Source organism: Entomoplasma freundtii (assembly GCF_002804205.1).
GTDB lineage: Bacteria > Bacillota_I > Bacilli_A > Mycoplasmatales > Mycoplasmataceae > Williamsoniiplasma > Williamsoniiplasma freundtii.
Genome location: NZ_CP024962.1, coordinates 192,242 through 209,369, shown reverse-complemented (window position 1 = coordinate 209,369; position 17,128 = coordinate 192,242). Strand labels below are relative to the sequence as shown.

Here is a 17,128-nt window from a genome sequence, read left to right as displayed (position 1 = left end):
CCCAAGCGTTAGAGAACTATCAAACGATAGTTCTCTAACGAAAACGTTAAGCCAATACCAATACAACCAAAACCATAACGCAAGGACTCAACATAAAAAGGCCAAATAATGAGCAAGTCATTATTTGGCCTTTTTATTAGTTATTAGGGTGTTTTTTTATTTTATTTTAATTGGTTACGATGTTGTTTACGTTCGTTAATAGTTAAGTAACGTTTACGTAAACGAATATCTTGGGGAGTAACTTCCACCAATTCATCGTTTTGGATATATTCTAAAGCTTCTTCTAAGTTCATTTTTCGGAATGGTGTTAGTTTAATGGCATCATCAGTTCCACTAGAACGAGTATTAGTTAATTTTTTAGCGGTTGTCGGGTTAACATCCAAGTCATTACCACGAGAATGTTGACCAACAATCATTCCTTCATAAACTTCAGTTTGCGGTCCGACAAAAAGGATTCCTCGTTCTTCAAGATTGTTTAGAGAATATGGCAAGGTTTTTCCCGCTGCCATTGACACCATGACTCCGTTGGCACGTGATTCAATGTGGCCTTTGTATGGTTCATACCCATTAGCGGAACGAACCATAATACCTTCGCCATGAGTGTCATTAGTGAACTCGGAGCGGAAACCAATTAAAGCCCGAAGTGGAATGTTATAAATTACTTTATCCCGGCTACCATCAGAATCCATATCTAGCATGACTCCTTTACGTTGGTTTAATTTATTAATAACAGTTCCTGAATATTCGGTTGGCATCGAAATAATCACTTTTTCCATAGGTTCTAAAGGTTCATTGTGCGAATCAGTTTTGAAAAGCACTTCTGGTTTCGAAATAGCTAATTCAAAACCTTCACGACGCATCGATTCAATTAAAACTGAAAGATGTAATTCACCGCGTCCTAAAACTTTAAAACCTTCGATATTAGAGTTAACCAATGGTTCAACACGTAACCCCACGTTAACTTCTAATTCGCGTTCTAAACGTTCCTTCAAATTACGTGAAGTAACATATTTACCAACCCTTCCGGCAAAAGGTGAAGTATTAACTAAAAAATTCATCGACATTGTTGGTTCTTCAATTTCGATTGGGTCCATTGGTTCAGTAACACTTGGATCAGCAATTGTATCTCCAATTGAGATATCGCTAATTCCAGCCATAATGACAATATCTCCCGCCAAAGCTTCATCAACTGGAACCCGGTGTAAACCTTGGTTAACCATTAATTGACTAATTTTGACAGGTTGACTAGTACCATCAGCTTTCAAAAGGTTATAGTTTTGGTTTTTTTGAACGACTCCATTAATCACTCGACCAATTCCTAAGCGACCTAAATAAGAATCATAGCCTAATGAAGAAATTTGCATCTTAAACGGTTTCTCACGTAGTTCGCTTGGGTAACCTCCTACTTGTTCAACAATTGTTTCAAATAGAGGTGCTAAATTTGTTGAAGGAGTCGCCATGTCTTTTTGAACAATACCGTTTTTAGCAATCCCATAAAGAGTAGTAAATTCCATTTGTTCATCGGAAGCACCAAGTTCCATGAAAAGTTCAAGAACTTCATCAACAACTTCTTCTGCCCGTTGGTCTCTTTTATCAATTTTATTAATTAAAAGGATTGGTTTTAAGCCTAATTCCAATGCTTTTTGCAACACAAAACGGGTTTGTGGCATTGGTCCTTCACTTGAGTCTACAAGCAAAATAACTGTATCCACAGTTTTCATAATACGTTCTACTTCACTCGAAAAATCGGCATGGCCAGGAGTGTCAACAATATTAATTTTGATGCCATCATATTCAATGGCGGTGTTTTTTGAATAAATTGTAATCCCACGTTCACGTTCTTGATCATTGGAATCCATCACCTGGTTAACAACTTCTTCATTCATCCGAAAAGCCCCGCCTTGACTTAAGAGCGCATCAACTAAAGTTGACTTTCCAGCATCGACATGGGCAATTACCGCGATGTTAATAATTTTTTGTTCTTTCATAATACTTCTCTTTACTACTCTTTTCTCCAACTACTTTGTTTAAATTTAATTTGTTAGTTCGTTAGATAACAAACGCATCATTTCTAAACGCGAGTCATGTTCTTCTAAAATCTCTTTTAAGGGCAACAGTTCCAAGTTTGATTCTTGTTCTTCTGAATCAAAAACTTTTTCAATCACTAATAATAAATTATAAAGAATTCCGTGTAAATATAAAATTCAACTCAAAATAATATTAATATCTTGAACTTCATCTTCTAAAATCTCGAATTCAGTTTCATCTAAATAGTCTAAAAAATCAGTAACAAATTCATAAACTAAATAAATTTCTTCCAAGATATCTTCTAATTTTGTTAAATTGAGGACTTTATCAAAATTTTGAATGACGACTTTAAAATCTTTAAATCAACTCTCAATAAAATCAGGAAGGTTTTTTTGTTCTAAACGCAAAATAAAGTTGGGAAATTCTCTTTCTCTCAGCATTTCGACACTTGTGTTAATAATGCGTTTTAATTTTTGGGAAAAATTCCCAATGATTAAAGCCTGGTGTTCTTCAGAAGCTTGCGCTTCAATTTCACGCATTTTCAAGATGACAATACTTAAGGTAAAAAAACGGAGAATTAATGTCTCATTAACAGCGTTAGTTTGTTCTTCATTAAGTGATACAAATGAAGGCACCAAAGTGGCAAATTTAAACGTTAGCCATTGGTTGAAAAGAGCGACATCACGATTGTTTCCTTCTCAACGACGACGAATTTGTCCAGCTAAATCAATGTTTTGAAACTCAGGTTCATATTTCAAAAGTAAAATTTCATCTTCAATCAAAATGCGGTAATCATCGAGACCTCGTTGAGTCCCATTTGCATCAATTGTTGTTGACATTGCTTTATTCATTGTCCACCTCCTAATCATCGAGTTTTAAAACGGCAATGAAAGCTTCTTGGGGTACTTCAACATTCCCAATTTCCTTCATTCGTTTTTTTCCAGCCTTTTGTTTTTCAAATAATTTTTTCTTCCGTGAAATATCAGCAGCATGCAATTTTCAAATTACATCTTTACGATAGGCCTTGATTGTCTCACGTGCAATAACCTTGTTACCAATAGCCGCTTGGATAGGCACTTCAAAGTTTTGTCTTGGAAGCAAAGTTTTGAGTTTTTTAGTAAGCACTTGACCGCGTTGATAAGCAAACTTTTTATTAACAATCATGGAAAAAGCATCCACTAAATCACTATTCAATAAAATGTCCAACTTTACAAGGTTTGAAACGCGGTACCCAATTAAATCATATTCAAAAGAAGCGTAACCTTTAGAAATTGACTTCAATTTATTAAAAAAATCAAAGATTATTTCCGCTAAGGGCATTTCATAAATTAAGATCCGACGTTGGTCATCAACGACTTCTAAATCACGATAAACGCCTAATTTATTTTGACAAAGTTGCATTAAATCGCCAACATGTTCTTCCGGTGTCATAATTTTTACCAACACAAAAGGCTCTTCTATTTTGGCAATTGTTTGGGAATTTGGCATTTTCGCCGGATTGTCAATTTCAATTACTTCACCATTCGTTAAAGTAAGTCGGTAAATTACTGAAGGGGCAGTTGCAATTAAATCAAGGTTATATTCTCGTTCTAAGCGTTCTTGAATAACCTCCATATGTAAGAGTCCTAGAAAACCAACTCGGAAGCCAAAGCCCAAAGCTTGGGAGGTTTCTGGCTCATAAACTAAGGCTGAATCTGACAACTCAATTTTTTCTAAGGCCTCTTTAAAGTCAGGATACTTGGTGGTGTCTAAAGGGTAAAAGCCAGAATAAACCATTGGCTTAATTTTCTTGTAACCTTCCAATGGCTTTGACGCAGGATTTTCAGCAAGAGTAATCGTATCACCAACATGAATATCTTTAATTGTTTTAATTGAAGCAGCGACTCACCCAACTTCACCAGCTTCCAGAAAGCCAGTTTTAACTACTTTAGGGGTTTTAATACCTACTTCAGTCACTTCATAAACCGCTTCTGTGGCCATTAACTTAATTTTGTCACCAACCTTTAGGCGACCTTCACGAACGCGTACCGACATCACTACTCCTAGGTAAGGATCATAGTAATTGTCGAAAATTAATGCACGTAAAGGAGCGTTGTTGTCAGCATTTTGTGGTGATGGAATTTTGTTGATAATTGCTTCTAAGACATCCTCAACGTTTAAACCGGTTTTGGCACTAATCAAAGGGGCATCTTGGCAATCAAGACCGATAACTTGTTCAATTTCTTGCTTTGTGCGTTCAACATCAGCACTTGGCAAATCAACTTTATTAATGACTGGAATAATTTCTAAATCGTTTTCTAAAGCTAAGTAAACGTTTGCGAGGGTTTGGGCTTCCACGCCTTGGGTAGCATCTACGACAAGTATCGCCCCTTCACAAGCAGCCAAACTACGGGATACTTCATAACTAAAATCAACATGTCCAGGAGTATCAATTAAATGGAAAATAAAGTCCTCCCCATTTTTAGCATGGTATTTTAAGCGAACGGAATTCAATTTGATAGTAATGCCACGTTCACGTTCAATGGCCATCGAGTCCAAAATTTGGTTTTGCATTTCGCGTTTTTCAACAGTGTTAGTTAATTCTAGGATTCGGTCGGCCAAAGTTGATTTACCATGGTCAATATGAGCGATAATACTAAAATTACGAATGGCTTTTTTTTCCATTTGCAACTCCTATTCTAAATTTTGATTAATGAAATTCACAATATCTTTTTCTACTTCTTTGTAATCTAAGTCGTTTAGGATTTCATGACGACTATCCGGATAAAGTTTTATTTCCACCGGGTAGTTTAATTTACTAAACTTATTATAGACTTTTTGCGGATATTTTCCATAGTTGCCAACTGGATCATCGGTCCCCGACATAATTAAAATTGGCAGGTCTTCACGCATTAATTTAATATTGCGTTTCTTTTGGTTATAACTTATTCCATAAAACATATCCTTGAAGGCTGATGTTGTAAAAACTTGTTTTGTAAGAGGGTCTTTGGCAAAAGCCTTTTGAACTTCTAAATCACGGGTTAATCATTCTTGGCCATTACTATCTGGCAAATGACGAAACTTTTTATTTAATGGTTTATAACTTTGTTTTCAAATAGACACGTCTGGAGTTTTAGCACCTTTAAAAATTTGGTGCATTAAGGCTACAAAATAACCTAAATCTACTAAAAAACGAGGGTTTTCGGCAGTACCCATAATAATTAAGCCTTGGATTGTTTTTGAATACTTAATTGCATAAGTACGGACCATAAAACTTCCCATAGAGTGTCCAAGCATAAAGACCGGTAATGTCGGTCAGGTTTTATGGATATAATCATTAACTAATTTTTCATCATCAACAATTTTTTCTCAACCATGATGGTTAGCAAAGTAACCTAGTTCTTTTTTGCTTAAATCAGCTGTATAGCCATGACCACGATGATCATCCCCAACCACAATAATGCCATTTTCGTTCATGTGTTTAGCGAATTTATCATAACGTCGAAGGTGTTCAGCTGAGCCGTGCACAAGTTGTAAAACCGCTTGTGGTTTAGTCACCGCAGTTCATTCATAGCAATGGAGTTCTTTTCCATCTAGCATTCTTAAATTAAATTCTCGCATCTTTATTCAAGTCCTCCACATTTTCTACTTGTCGGTATTCTTCTTTGGTAGCCGTCTTGGCTAACTGGTCCACCATTTCGTTATAACGATTACCACTATGACCTTTTACTCACCGAAATTCGATGTTAATTTGTTCACGCGCAATTCGAACAAAATTTTGGTATTCGGTGGTCAACGGTGTGTTGGTCCGTCACTTTTGATCGGCTCAAGAGGCAACCCCCTCATAATCGTAATAGAGAGTTAAGTTTTTTATTTTATTAGAAACGGCAAACTGGATTGCCCGCTTGGCCCCTTCTAATTCGCCAGCCACATTTCTTAGAGCAGCATTTTCGGAATTATGAAAACGACGAGAAATTTGAATCATTTTATTTTTTCAAAACAAAACCACTCCGTAGGAATAGCTTTCCGTCGCCTCATCATAACTTCCATCCGTATAAGCAGTAGCGTATTTATGATTTCTAAGGTGAGGTAACTTGGTTTGATCCAAATGGTTAAAACGGTTGGTGATTTCATGAGGTTGTAGGGTTGGTTCCTCTAAAAATTGCCAAGCATCTTCGAAGTTATCAAAACCTCGGTAAATTGCACCAGGAAAGTTCAAGACTTCTTTTTGAACATCCTCTCACCGCTTATAAACCCCTGGTTTTCGGCCGATTTTAACGGCATAAAACTTTTTATTACTCATTTATTCATCCTCCAAGGTGCTTTTAGTAAAAAGTTGGAAAAGTTTATTTAGAATAAAAATTTATAAGTCGCTATAGTTCACTAATAGGTATTTAAGCCAGACTTTAATAAGCGCGGGCAAAGTAAACTTCTAAATCACAAGGTTCACCACAATTAAAACAAAGTTGCTTGACAGGTGAATTTTTCTTTTTTGGTAAAGGGATGCAACGAGAATTAGTGGCCGTTTTTTGTTTAACTTCAGCTTCACAACTTACCTTTCCACAAAATGGCACTAACACATAACCCGGGTTTCTTACCAATTGGTCTTGATAAGAAACCAAATCGAGCGCCTTGCTAGTCCGTTGTGTTGAATAAGCTTCGGCCTTTGCCATCAAGTTGGCATCGTATTCCTTGAATAAATCTTTGACTACTCCAGGAATTTTTGCTAAATCTAAAACTGTTTTTTCGTGATTATCACGACGGGAAATGGTGGCTGAGTTAGTTGCTAAATCACGCGGTCCCACTTCAATTCGAAGCGGAATTCCCTTAAGGTCTGCTTCACTCATTTTATAACCAAAAGAGCGGTCGGTGGTGTCAATTTGAACACGATAATGAGATAGTTTTGTTTTTAATTCTTGTGCTACATCCAATAACTCTGGAGTATTCTTAACAACGATAATCATGATTTGAATGGGCGCAATTTTGGTTGGTAACACCAAACCATAATCGTCAGAGTGGGTCATAATTAAAGCCCCAATCATGCGCGTTGAAACCCCTCAAGAAGTTCCGTAGGCATATTCTCAAGCGCTATTTTGGTTTTGGAAACGAATATTGTAGGCTTTTGCAAAGTTGTCCCCAAAGTAATGCGAAGTGCCCACCTGTAAGGCTTGGCCATCTGGCATTAGTGTTTCTAAAGTATAAGTTGTTTGCGCTCCTGCAAATTTTTCATGTTCAGTTTTTTGTCCGACAACCACTGGCAAACGTAAAACATCACGCATAAAAGTTTCGTAAACTTTTAAAATTTTGAGAGTGAATTCTTGTGCTTCTTGCGAGTTATTATGTAAGGTATGTCCTTCTTGTCATAAAAATTCACTTGTTCTTAAAAAGGGACGAGTCGTTTTTTCCCAACGCATGACATTTACCCATTGGTTATAAAGAAGAGGTAAATCACGATAGGACTTCACTTCTTTTTCAAAGAAATTAGCCATCAACACTTCGCTCGTAGGACGAATAAACAAGCGTTCCTCTAAAACCTTATTACCGACTTGGGTAACCATAGCCACTTCTGGAGCAAAACCTTCAACATGTTCGACTTCCTTCATAAAAAGTGATTCGGGAATTAATAAAGGGAAGTAAACATTTTCCACTCCAAGTTTTTTAAATTCTGGATCAAGTTCTTTTTGAATATTTTCCCAAATAGCATAACCATAGGGGCGTAAAATTAACATTCCTTTGGTGGGTCCATATTCCACAAGTTTGGCATTTTTCACGATATCGGTATACCATTGTGAAAAATTTTCTTTTTGAGGCGTGATTTTATCGATTAGTTTCGCCATTATTTTCTCCTTTATTAAATTCTTCTTTTTGAGGGTTTTCAAGATTTGTTAGATCCTGACTGGAATTAGTTTTTTGAGTTTTTTCATCAACTTCACTTTTGTCTGATTTGGCATGCAAACCTGGTTGTCTTTGAATTTTAACAATGCCATTATTTCCATAGTAAAGATCAATCGGATATTGGTGCTTTATTAAAAAATCGCGAACTTGTTTATAAGCATAAACATCTTGAATTAAAATTCAATCAAAAGTTTCAATATAAATATCTTCCGAAATCATCACCATATTTTGAGCTCAATCCAGAAGTCAGTCCTTTTGGGTTAGTTCACTTAAACGCTTAGGGTTAATCCCGATTGTGACGATTTGTTCTGGATTAAAATCAAGACCAGTTGTCCATTTTCAAAAATTACCACGTGAAGAAATATCAAATTCTAAACTAACCATTTCTTCATCTTGATCAAATGATCAAACGTAGTAAATTTCATGAGGTTGAAGTTTTAAATTTTTGAGAGGCCTTAGACCATGCTCTAAAATATTAGGCAAATTTCTTACATCGGTATAAAAGAGTAAGGAGTCGACATGAGTTTTTTTAAAAAGAGCTAGAGTCTTTTTCTTTTCGCTTTTATTAGTTAAAAAAAGCGTATTAAAAAAGCTCTCTAGAACTCCTTGGTCAAGGTCTTTTTGCCGTCAACGAAATAACTTGGTTTGATGCTTGCGCTTTTTCTGTGCCACAGTGTCACCCCGTTATCTCTTTAATTATATCAAGACTGGCATTTTAAAAGAAAAAAGACTACGAGAAACATAGTCTAGTCACATCTACTAGTCTAAGTCGTTTCTTGTAGTCTAAGTAAGTAAACTGGCGGACTGAGAGAGATTCGAACTCTCGCGCCGTGGAAACGACCTAACACCTTAGCAGGGTGCCCTCTTCACCAACTTGAGTATCAGCCCAATATTTAAATACTTATTTATTATACTAAAATGTTAACAATTTGTCTTCTTTTCTTTCCGGTTTTCTTTGGAGTCGGTTGATTTTTTTTGCCTAGAAATTTTATCTTGTTTTTGTGCTGCCTTTAATAACTTTGCAGTGTATTTCTTACGGAATAGTGTCTCTAAAATAACGAAATAACAAACTGCCACCAAGAAAGTGAAACACATATCTGTCATTCAATGAAAACGATAGATAATCATTCCAAAGAAGATCGCCAGAACCTGAATCCACATTAAGGCAGAAAAAGCGGCCATAATTGGGAAAAGCTTACCTCGTTTTTTATCTAGTGCATAGTAAACTATGCTAAACAAAATCATGCAAGAGGCCATATGTCCTGACGGAAAATCATCATTATAAAGATGCCCATTAAATTTGCCAGTAAAGATATCCTTCATATGTTGAACAAAACGGAATGGTTGTCACCACTCATGATAAGGAAGGTTTTGTCAAGTCGATCACGTTTCTTCTTTAGCTCCTGGAACATTACTTAATTCGCCACGAATTGTTTCATCAAAAATATTGGAAAAATAAAAAGGGCGAGCAAAGGCAATTTTTAAAATTCCTACCGTTAGATATAAAACAATGCTAAAAATCAGAATTTTAATGCCATCAATTCAATAGCAATTTACTAAAAAATAAGGCTTTTTAGGTAGGAAATAGCGAATAAACCAAGTCATAAAAATATAAAAAAAGAGACCAAAGACAAAAAAACCAATTTTGTAATACATTAAGGTATGGTAGGTAGCTACAAACGGAACCACTATTCCTTTACCTCAACCTGTGTTTTTGGTAGGTAAAGTAATGATTTGGTAAAGGTTAAGACCAATATAAATAGTGAAAAAAAGGCCATATAAAAACCAAATAAACCACGAATTACGCTTCAACCAATGGTCATGGGTACTTTGTTTACTATGGAGATAAAAGGTTTCAATGATGAGCGCTACAGAAGCGATAATTGAAAAGAAAAGCATTACATTGCCACTGTTAAAAGCTCAATAAGCTAAAAATTTTCCAAAAGGTCGGTGAAAAAAATTACCAAAATAAACGGCGATTTCTCAATCAAAAAAAGAAGAAATTATAAAAGCTGCAAAAGTTAACGCAAAAAAGACTGTTGCTGGAATAAGTAACCAATAAACGCCAACTTTTTTAGTTTCCATTTAGGCTTTCCCTTCTCTAATCCTATCTTTATAAATACCCCTTTAAGTAAAGTGGTTTAATATCGCTAATGGAGTTGGCAAGTTGAAAATGTTCTTTTAAAGCTAAAAAGTTTTTTTTATAATCGAGAGTAGCATTATCTTCAAAGATTTTATAGCCTTTTTTTGCTCATGGTTCATTAACTACTTCAATAGATTCTTTTTCAATCAGGGAAGGCCCCTCTAATAATTTTGCTTGATTATAGACAGCATAGAAAACTTTTTGGCCACGAGCATCCAGAAGTGAAATGCCTTTTGCCAAGCCGACTTGAAATAATAATGAAGAAATTAAATAAATATTGGTTTGGGGTGAAATGGCCTTAACGGTTTTCACTAGTGTTAAACCAACACGAATTCCGCTATAACTTCCAGGACCAGTCGTCACATAGAAATTCTCAATCAAAGCCAAGCTTTGGTGATTTTTGGTCAAAAAAAGGTTCAATTGGTGAATTGCTTCATCACTAATTTTTTTGGTTGGAGCTGACAAAAAAAGGTCAACCACTTGGTTGTCTTTTTCTAATAGATAAACTAATCGGCCATTGGCTGTATCAATAAATAAATTCATCACTATTATTTTATCGTGACTTGACGACGGTTTTCATCAACGATTTTAATTTCTAATTTTAAATGCGATAAAGCTTCCCAATTTAAGGCTAAATTTTCCGGTCACTCGATAATGTTGAGGTTGTCAGCAAAATATTCTTCATACATTGATGAATCTTCACCAAATGTTAGCCGGTAGGCATCCATGTGGTTAATGACCTGGTTATCACTACTTTCATATTGATTTAAGATAACGAAAGTTGGGGAGGTGATAGGGTCGAGAACATTTAAGGCTTTCATGAGCGCTTTTGTCAAAGTTGTTTTTCCAGCTCCCAAGTCCCCAGTCAACAACAAATAAAAGGGCCGTTTTTGCTTACTAAGGAAAGTTGCTAATTCTTGGGCAAAGACTTGTGTAGCCCTCAAGTCCTCTAAAAAATAAGTTGTTTCTTTACTAAAATTCATTATTTTTCTACTTTCTTTTTGTCAGTTTTAGCCAAAGTTTCTTCGAAGGCATCACGTAATTTTTCGACATAGTCTTTACTTCAACGAGGTTGGAAGGTAGCAGGTCATTGGCTAAGTTTTCAAGCCGCTTTATCCAAATTAACAAGAATAGTAATCGCGGTATTTCAATCATTGGCAGCTACTAAAACACCTTGCCCGGGAAAAATGATGGTTGAGGTTTGGGCTAAGTTGTCAGTTCAAGTATTTGGTGCCGAAACGACAAACGGCTCCTTTAAAGTCTGGAGTCTCACCCCATTTGGCAACCAAAGGTTTAAATTGGGATGAGCTTGGAAAAGTTTGTGGTTAAAATTGTTCATTTCGTCACTTTTGTTATTTGTTAAAAAGGCTTGAGCATCCAAATTTGAAGGAAAGCAATAGGCCAAAACTCTATGTTTGGGATTGATTGCTAAACGCTCATTATGAGCCCATAAAATTTGGTTTAGGAATTTAGTAGGTGGGACTTTCTCTGATAAACCTCATAAAACTCGGTAACCAGTACCTTTAAAGTTAACTTGAATAATCCCAATTTGTTGGTGTAATTTGGAAATTGAGCGTCCAATGCTTCGCAAAGGTCTACCATCACAAGGAACCACAATCATTTGTTGACTTAAATTTGGCACAGGCAACGGAAGAGTCACCTCATGAGGATTATAAGCATCCATAATTGTTGCCCAAATGTCACTTTCATCCAAAATCGCTGATTCAAAACCGACTTGACCTTCGAACCAATTTTGATCCGCTACTCAAGTAAGACTTTCCAAAAAGTTTTTAAAAGGACTTGTTTTTGTCACTTCATTATTTAGTTTCATTATTATTTTGTCCCTTCCCTTAATAATTATGCTAGTTTTATTTCGGCTTTACCTTTTTAACTTTTTCCTTTTTCGTCTCATCGGGTAACTGACCATTAAGGCTTTTTTGAAAAACCAAAGGCTCGTAGTGATTCGCCATAGCTTCTTTAAAAAAATGTTCAATATTGCCAAAATCTTCATTAATTATTTTAAGCAAAACTAGACTATCCTCAAGAGCATTATGGTGTTTGAACCGAATGTTTTTTTGTTGGGCAAGATTGTGGAGCGAAAAAGAGGCATAGGTCCGCAAGTGGCGGTACATTTGTCAAGTACAAGCGTAAAGAAAATTTGGCTCAGAGATTTTATGGCTATTCAAAGTAGGTCGTAAAACCCAATCAATGTCAAAAGCGGCATTATGGGCAAGAATAATATATTGACCATTAAAGTAAGGCTCTAATTTTGCCCAAACTTCTATAAAACTGGGAGCTTGGGCCACGGTAGCATTGTTTATTCCATGAATGCGAATATTCATTGGAGCAAAGTAATTTGGCTTAGGTTGGATTAAAGTTTCGTATTGCCAAACTATTTCGTTATTCTCTACAACAATAATCCCGACTTGACAAGCACTAGTAGAGTGCTTGTTAGCTGTTTCAAAATCAATAATTAAATATTTATTAGTTCATAGACTTTCCCGATTTTTCGTTTGATGTGCTGATTTATTGGTCTGTTTTGCCTTAATATCTGGTTCTTTGCTAATTCAGGTCACCTTTTGTTGATCTAAATTAACATAATAGTCACAAATGGCGGTTAACTCAGCCATTTTGAAATCGGTCCGATTTTGGTAACTACGCTTATAGTTGCCCTTTTGACGATGATCAAGCACCACAAATTCGATATCTTTCAACAACTGTTGTTGGTAAAGACGATGTTTAAATTGGTAATCATTAGTTAATAACTTTATTTCTTGTTTTACTTGTTGCCTAATTGAAGTTGGTGATAGGTTTTTGTTTTTAGGATTATCAATCATAAGAGAACCTCACGATAACATAAGCAATAATAACCTTATTTTAATAGTTTTCGGAGAAAAAAAGACCCTCTAGGGTCTTTTTCAATTTTAATTTCTCTAACTTATTTTTTGATTTTCGTAATTAGGGAAGGTTGTGTCATTTCAGGAGGAATTGGCGCTCCTAATAACTCTAAAATTGTTGGTGCAATATCAGCAATAGCGGGATTATCATGATTTAATTCCACTTTTTTATCTGTCACGATGATTGGGACATAAGAAGTAGTATGTTTCTTGTTAATACCCCCATCACTATCTAGCATTTTTTCAGCGTTTCCATGGTCAGCGGTAATAATCATGATACCATCATGTTTCACCACAAAACTCTCATAAAGACGTTTTAGTTGGTCATCCAAAGTTTTGACTGCTTGAATAGCAGCTTTTTCGTTTCCAGTATGTCCAACCATATCACTATTCGCAAAATTCAAAACAATTAAATCAAATTCGTTTTTATCAATTTCTTTAAGAAGTTGATCAGTAATTTCTGGGGCAGCCATTTCTGGTTTTAAATCATAGGTTGCCACTTTTGGTGAAGGAATTAAATCTAAACTTGCGCCTTCAAGAGTAATTTCTGATGGTTTAGCTAAACCATTTTTGAAATAATCATTACCACCATCAAAGAAGAAAGTAACATGGGCAATTTTTTCAGTTTCGGCAATTCGTAATTGACGATAACCCAATTTAGCTAAATATTGACCCAAGGTATTGTCTAATGGTTTTGGTGGATAAGCGATATGTTTTGAAATAACGGAGTCCGAATATTTCATAGTCGAAACAAACGTAATTTTATCGCCAATGAAAGGCAAGTTTGCAAATTCCGGAGTTTTTCAAGCAGCATAATCATGATTAGTAAAGATTGAGGCCAGTTGAATAGCGCGATCGGGACGGAAATTAGTAAAGATTAACGCATCATTAGGCGCCAAACCATCATTTGGAATCGCACTATTGAAGGCTGGAGTAATCATTTCATCATCTTTTCCTTCAGCATATTGTGATTCAATATAAGCTTTCGGATTAGTGAAATGATTAACATTTTTGTGAGTCACAATTGCACCATAAGCTTCCGCACTTCGTTCAAAACGCTTATCACGATCCATTGCAAAGTAACGCCCACTAATTGAGGCAATTACCCCTACGTTGTTTTTAGCAATTAATTTTTCTAATTTTGTTAAGTAGTCAAGAAATACTTTTGGTTGCGTATCACGACCATCACTAATCAAATCAAAGGCAATTTTCTTCACCCCAAAGTCAACCGCTGCTTGGTAAATCGCCAACATATGGTCGATATGAGCATGAACACCACCATCTGAGAAAAGGCCCATTAAATGAAGGGTTGAGTCATGCTTTTTCACAACTTCGAAGGCTTGAACAATTTCTGGATTCTTGCCTAAATTGCCAGTTTCAACTTCTTTATTCAGTTTGGCAAGTGATTCAAAATTAATTCGTCCTGCACCCAAATGGATGTGACCAACTTCCGAATTTCCCATTTGGCCATTAGGTAAACCAACTCATTCTCCTGAAGCGTGAGCTTTGACTCATGGATATTCTTGTTCAAGTTGTTTCACAAAAGTCATGTTAGCTTGGGCAACAGCATTACCTTTAGTTTCGGGGCTAATTCCCCAACCATCTAAAATGGCCAACATCACTGGTTGTTTGGCTTTCATACTATTTATTTTCCTCTCTTAATCATGTTGAAGATGAACTTGGTTTGTCTTTTAAAACATACTTATCAATTGCATAAGCGACGCCACCTTCAACATTACTTAAAGGCACCTGAATTTGGGCCTTTTCTTTTACTATTGGAATTGAGTTACTTAAGCTGACCCCGTAACCTGCATATTCAATCATTGGTAAGTCATTTGCTCCATCACCAATAGCCATAATTTCGTCCCGGTGGATTTTTTTGGTTTTTGCAATTCATTCTAAGGCAAAAGCTTTATCAATTCCGGGAGCAGTAATTTCTCCATCTTGGTTATTTGATGTCGAAACAGTTAAACCAAATTTTTGGACTACTGACTGACAAAAATGATGCGGACTACCAAAAGCAATTAGTTTAAAGAAATTGTAATTAAAATTCTTTTCAACATTTTTATATTCTAAATATTGACCGTCAAAAAACTCCATCTCCGCACGATAGGGGATTGATTTATCGTTTGGCGAGGTCGGATTGGAGGCATTAGTAATTACTGTCTGAAAATCATCCACATAGCCAAAGATAACTGTTCCGGCATTTTCAGGTTGATTAGCATACTCAAAAACCGCCTGAGCATCGGTACTTTTTAAGGGACTGATTTTTAAGGGTTTATGATCCGCTAAAGCGTAAATACAAGCCCCATTATAACCAGCAATAATTGTTTCGGAATTAACTAAACCATGACCTTCTAAGCCGTTTGCTCGAGCCAAAACTGGTCTTCCTGTAATGAAGACGATTTCTACACCTTCAGCCATTGCTGCTTGCAAAGGTTTTACATTTTGTGGAATCATGGTTCCCATTTTATAATAAGTGGTTCCGTCCATATCAAGTGCTAGTAGTTTGATAGAAGCGGCAGTTTGCTCATCTTTATAAATAGTCATCTTATTTATAGTCAACAAGTGCTAGATAATCATCAGCTTTAAGACTTGCGCCTCCAACAAGGGCTCCATCAATATCAGCTTCATTCATTAATTCCTTAATGTTATCTGGTTTGACCGATCCTCCATAAAGAATACTAATTCCGTTGGCTGTGGTTTCATTATAAAGTTTTGCTAATTGTTGACGAATTGCTCGACAAACTTCTTCAGCATCTTGAGCAGTGGCAGTTTTTCCAGTACCGATTGCTCAAATTGGCTCATAAGCAATAATTGTTTTTAAGGCTTGGTCGGCAGTTAACCCTTTATAAGCTAAAGCAATTTGGTCGTTAACAAAACTAATAGTTTGGCCAGCTTCTTTGGTAGCTAAAGTTTCTCCACAACAAATAATTGGTGTCATGTCATGAGCTAGTAAAGCTTTAACCTTTTGGTTAACACTTTCGTTAGTTTCATTAAACATTTCGCGACGTTCTGAGTGTCCTAAAACGACATATTTCACGCCTAGTTCTTGAAGCATTTCAATCGACACTTCACCAGTGTAAGCTCCATTAGCAGCAAAATGAACATTTTGCGCAGCGATTTTTACTTTTCCAGCATGTTTTTCACCAGTAGCTAATAAAGTAAATGGGACCGCTAAACCAGCAACAACATCGTTTCCTTTTAGATTTGCATTAACAGTTTCTAAAAAACGTTCCAAACTTGCGTTAGTTCCGTTCATTTTTCAATTTCCAAAAATTATTTTCTTACGCATTATAAAAATAAAACCTCTCTTTTTCTTTTCTAATTTTTATTATAACTCAGCCTTTTAGAATGCCAAAAAATCGCCCTTAGGCGAGTTTCTGAATTATTCGTTAAGTTGGCTAGCAGCTGCTTCATCAAGGATAATAGTGCAGTTAGGGTGGGTTTGTAAAATGGTACAAGGCCATTCTTCTGATAAATTGCCTTTGACTAGTTGAGCTACGGCTTGTGCTTTATTTTTGCCAGTGGCAATTAGCAAAATTTCCTTCGCATTCATAATTGACTTTAAGCCCATCGAGATTGCTTGATTCGGTACTTCATCCTTACTATCAAAGAATCGGGCATTGGCCTCAATTGTAGAATCAGTTAACCCGACAATGTGCGTTAATGAGTTAAATGAAGTTCCAGGTTCGTTAAAACCGATGTGACCATTTAAACCTAAACCAAGAATTTGCAAATCAATTCCACCAGCTTGGGCAATAAGATTATCATAATTCGTTGCCTCGTTTGGATCTAATCCATTGGGAACAAAAGTTTTATCCAAACGGATATCAATATTCTTGAAAAGATTTTCATTCATAAAGAAGCGGTATGATTGGGGGTGGCTACCACTAAGACCACGATACTCATCTAAATTAAATGTCGTTACATTAACAAAACTTAATTTTCCTTGTTTGTGATCTGCAATAAGACATTCATAAGTTGGCAAGGGGGTTGAGCCAGTAGCTAAACCAAGGACTAAATTAGGTTTGTTGTGAATACGATTACTAATAATCGTCGCCGCGCTTAAACCGGCTTCTTCACTATTTTTTACTTTAATAACTTTCATGATAAAGACCTCTCCCAAATAATTCTACGCACTTTATTTTAAAGAGCAAAGAAAAAAGGAGCCAAAGCTCCTTAG

16 protein-coding genes and 1 tRNA gene are annotated in these 17,128 nt (G+C 35.9%); all 17 read right to left on the bottom strand.

From position 1 onward, the window contains the following. Window positions 1–161: 161 nt before the first annotated feature. The 17 genes from typA to nagB all read right to left on the bottom strand — a co-directional run bounded on the left by typA (window position 162) and on the right by nagB (window position 17,053). On the bottom strand, window positions 162–1,988 hold the full coding sequence (gene typA, locus EFREU_RS00925; RefSeq protein WP_100609159.1) for a translational GTPase TypA: 1,827 nt from the start codon (window positions 1,986–1,988) through the stop codon (window positions 162–164). 45 nt (window positions 1,989–2,033) lie between these two features. Then, on the bottom strand, window positions 2,034–2,879 hold the full coding sequence (locus EFREU_RS00920; RefSeq protein WP_100609158.1) for a hypothetical protein: 846 nt from the start codon (window positions 2,877–2,879) through the stop codon (window positions 2,034–2,036). A gap of 10 nt (window positions 2,880–2,889) precedes the next feature. Continuing rightward, window positions 2,890–4,692: a translation elongation factor 4 gene (lepA, locus tag EFREU_RS00915; protein ID WP_100609157.1), complete on the bottom strand. Its 1,803-nt coding sequence runs from the start codon at window positions 4,690–4,692 to the stop codon at window positions 2,890–2,892. 9 nt (window positions 4,693–4,701) lie between these two features. Then, window positions 4,702–5,628, bottom strand: a complete 927-nt coding sequence (locus EFREU_RS00910; protein WP_232673624.1) for an alpha/beta fold hydrolase — start codon at window positions 5,626–5,628, stop codon at window positions 4,702–4,704. Then, window positions 5,615–6,310 carry a ribonuclease H1 domain-containing protein gene (locus tag EFREU_RS00905; protein ID WP_100609156.1) on the bottom strand — a complete coding sequence of 232 codons (696 nt, stop codon included), beginning with the start codon at window positions 6,308–6,310 and terminating at the stop codon, window positions 5,615–5,617. Before EFREU_RS00905 ends, EFREU_RS00910 begins: the two co-directional genes overlap by 14 nt. Window positions 6,311–6,413: 103 nt before the next feature. Next, window positions 6,414–7,844 carry a proline--tRNA ligase gene (proS, locus tag EFREU_RS00900; protein ID WP_100609155.1) on the bottom strand — a complete coding sequence of 477 codons (1,431 nt, stop codon included), beginning with the start codon at window positions 7,842–7,844 and terminating at the stop codon, window positions 6,414–6,416. After that, the gene (locus tag EFREU_RS00895; RefSeq protein ID WP_100609154.1) at window positions 7,825–8,574 is read right to left on the bottom strand and encodes a hypothetical protein; all 750 of its coding nucleotides are present in this window, start codon (window positions 8,572–8,574) and stop codon (window positions 7,825–7,827) included. The genes proS and EFREU_RS00895 overlap by 20 nt, the downstream gene beginning before the upstream one ends. A gap of 125 nt (window positions 8,575–8,699) precedes the next feature. Then, window positions 8,700–8,790, bottom strand: a tRNA-Ser gene (locus EFREU_RS00890). Window positions 8,791–8,823: 33 nt separating this feature from the next. Then, window positions 8,824–9,987, bottom strand: a complete 1,164-nt coding sequence (locus tag EFREU_RS00885; RefSeq protein ID WP_100609153.1) for a hypothetical protein — start codon at window positions 9,985–9,987, stop codon at window positions 8,824–8,826. A 28-nt stretch (window positions 9,988–10,015) separates the two neighbouring features. Next, window positions 10,016–10,588 carry a tRNA (adenosine(37)-N6)-threonylcarbamoyltransferase complex dimerization subunit type 1 TsaB gene (locus EFREU_RS00880; RefSeq protein WP_100609152.1) on the bottom strand — a complete coding sequence of 191 codons (573 nt, stop codon included), beginning with the start codon at window positions 10,586–10,588 and terminating at the stop codon, window positions 10,016–10,018. 5 nt (window positions 10,589–10,593) lie between these two features. Further along, window positions 10,594–11,028, bottom strand: a complete 435-nt coding sequence (gene tsaE, locus EFREU_RS00875) for a tRNA (adenosine(37)-N6)-threonylcarbamoyltransferase complex ATPase subunit type 1 TsaE (protein WP_100609151.1) — start codon at window positions 11,026–11,028, stop codon at window positions 10,594–10,596. Then, window positions 11,028–11,876 carry a class II aldolase/adducin head domain-containing protein gene (locus EFREU_RS00870; protein ID WP_100609150.1) on the bottom strand — a complete coding sequence of 283 codons (849 nt, stop codon included), beginning with the start codon at window positions 11,874–11,876 and terminating at the stop codon, window positions 11,028–11,030. The genes tsaE and EFREU_RS00870 overlap by 1 nt, the downstream gene beginning before the upstream one ends. 37 nt (window positions 11,877–11,913) lie before the next feature. Then, window positions 11,914–12,882, bottom strand: coding sequence for an exonuclease domain-containing protein (locus EFREU_RS00865; protein ID WP_157844557.1), 969 nt, complete (start codon window positions 12,880–12,882; stop codon window positions 11,914–11,916). A 101-nt stretch (window positions 12,883–12,983) separates the two neighbouring features. After that, window positions 12,984–14,582: a 2,3-bisphosphoglycerate-independent phosphoglycerate mutase gene (gpmI, locus tag EFREU_RS00860; RefSeq protein ID WP_100609148.1), complete on the bottom strand. Its 1,599-nt coding sequence runs from the start codon at window positions 14,580–14,582 to the stop codon at window positions 12,984–12,986. A gap of 1 nt (window position 14,583) precedes the next feature. Next, window positions 14,584–15,492 carry an HAD-IIB family hydrolase gene (locus EFREU_RS00855; protein ID WP_134163652.1) on the bottom strand — a complete coding sequence of 303 codons (909 nt, stop codon included), beginning with the start codon at window positions 15,490–15,492 and terminating at the stop codon, window positions 14,584–14,586. A gap of 1 nt (window position 15,493) precedes the next feature. After that, window positions 15,494–16,237, bottom strand: coding sequence for a triose-phosphate isomerase (gene tpiA, locus EFREU_RS00850; RefSeq protein ID WP_100609146.1), 744 nt, complete (start codon window positions 16,235–16,237; stop codon window positions 15,494–15,496). A 93-nt stretch (window positions 16,238–16,330) separates the two neighbouring features. Further along, a complete protein-coding gene (nagB, locus tag EFREU_RS00845) occupies window positions 16,331–17,053 on the bottom strand; it encodes a glucosamine-6-phosphate deaminase (RefSeq protein ID WP_166666732.1) in 723 nt (240 codons plus the stop codon). Between the last annotated feature and the right edge of the window lie 75 nt (window positions 17,054–17,128).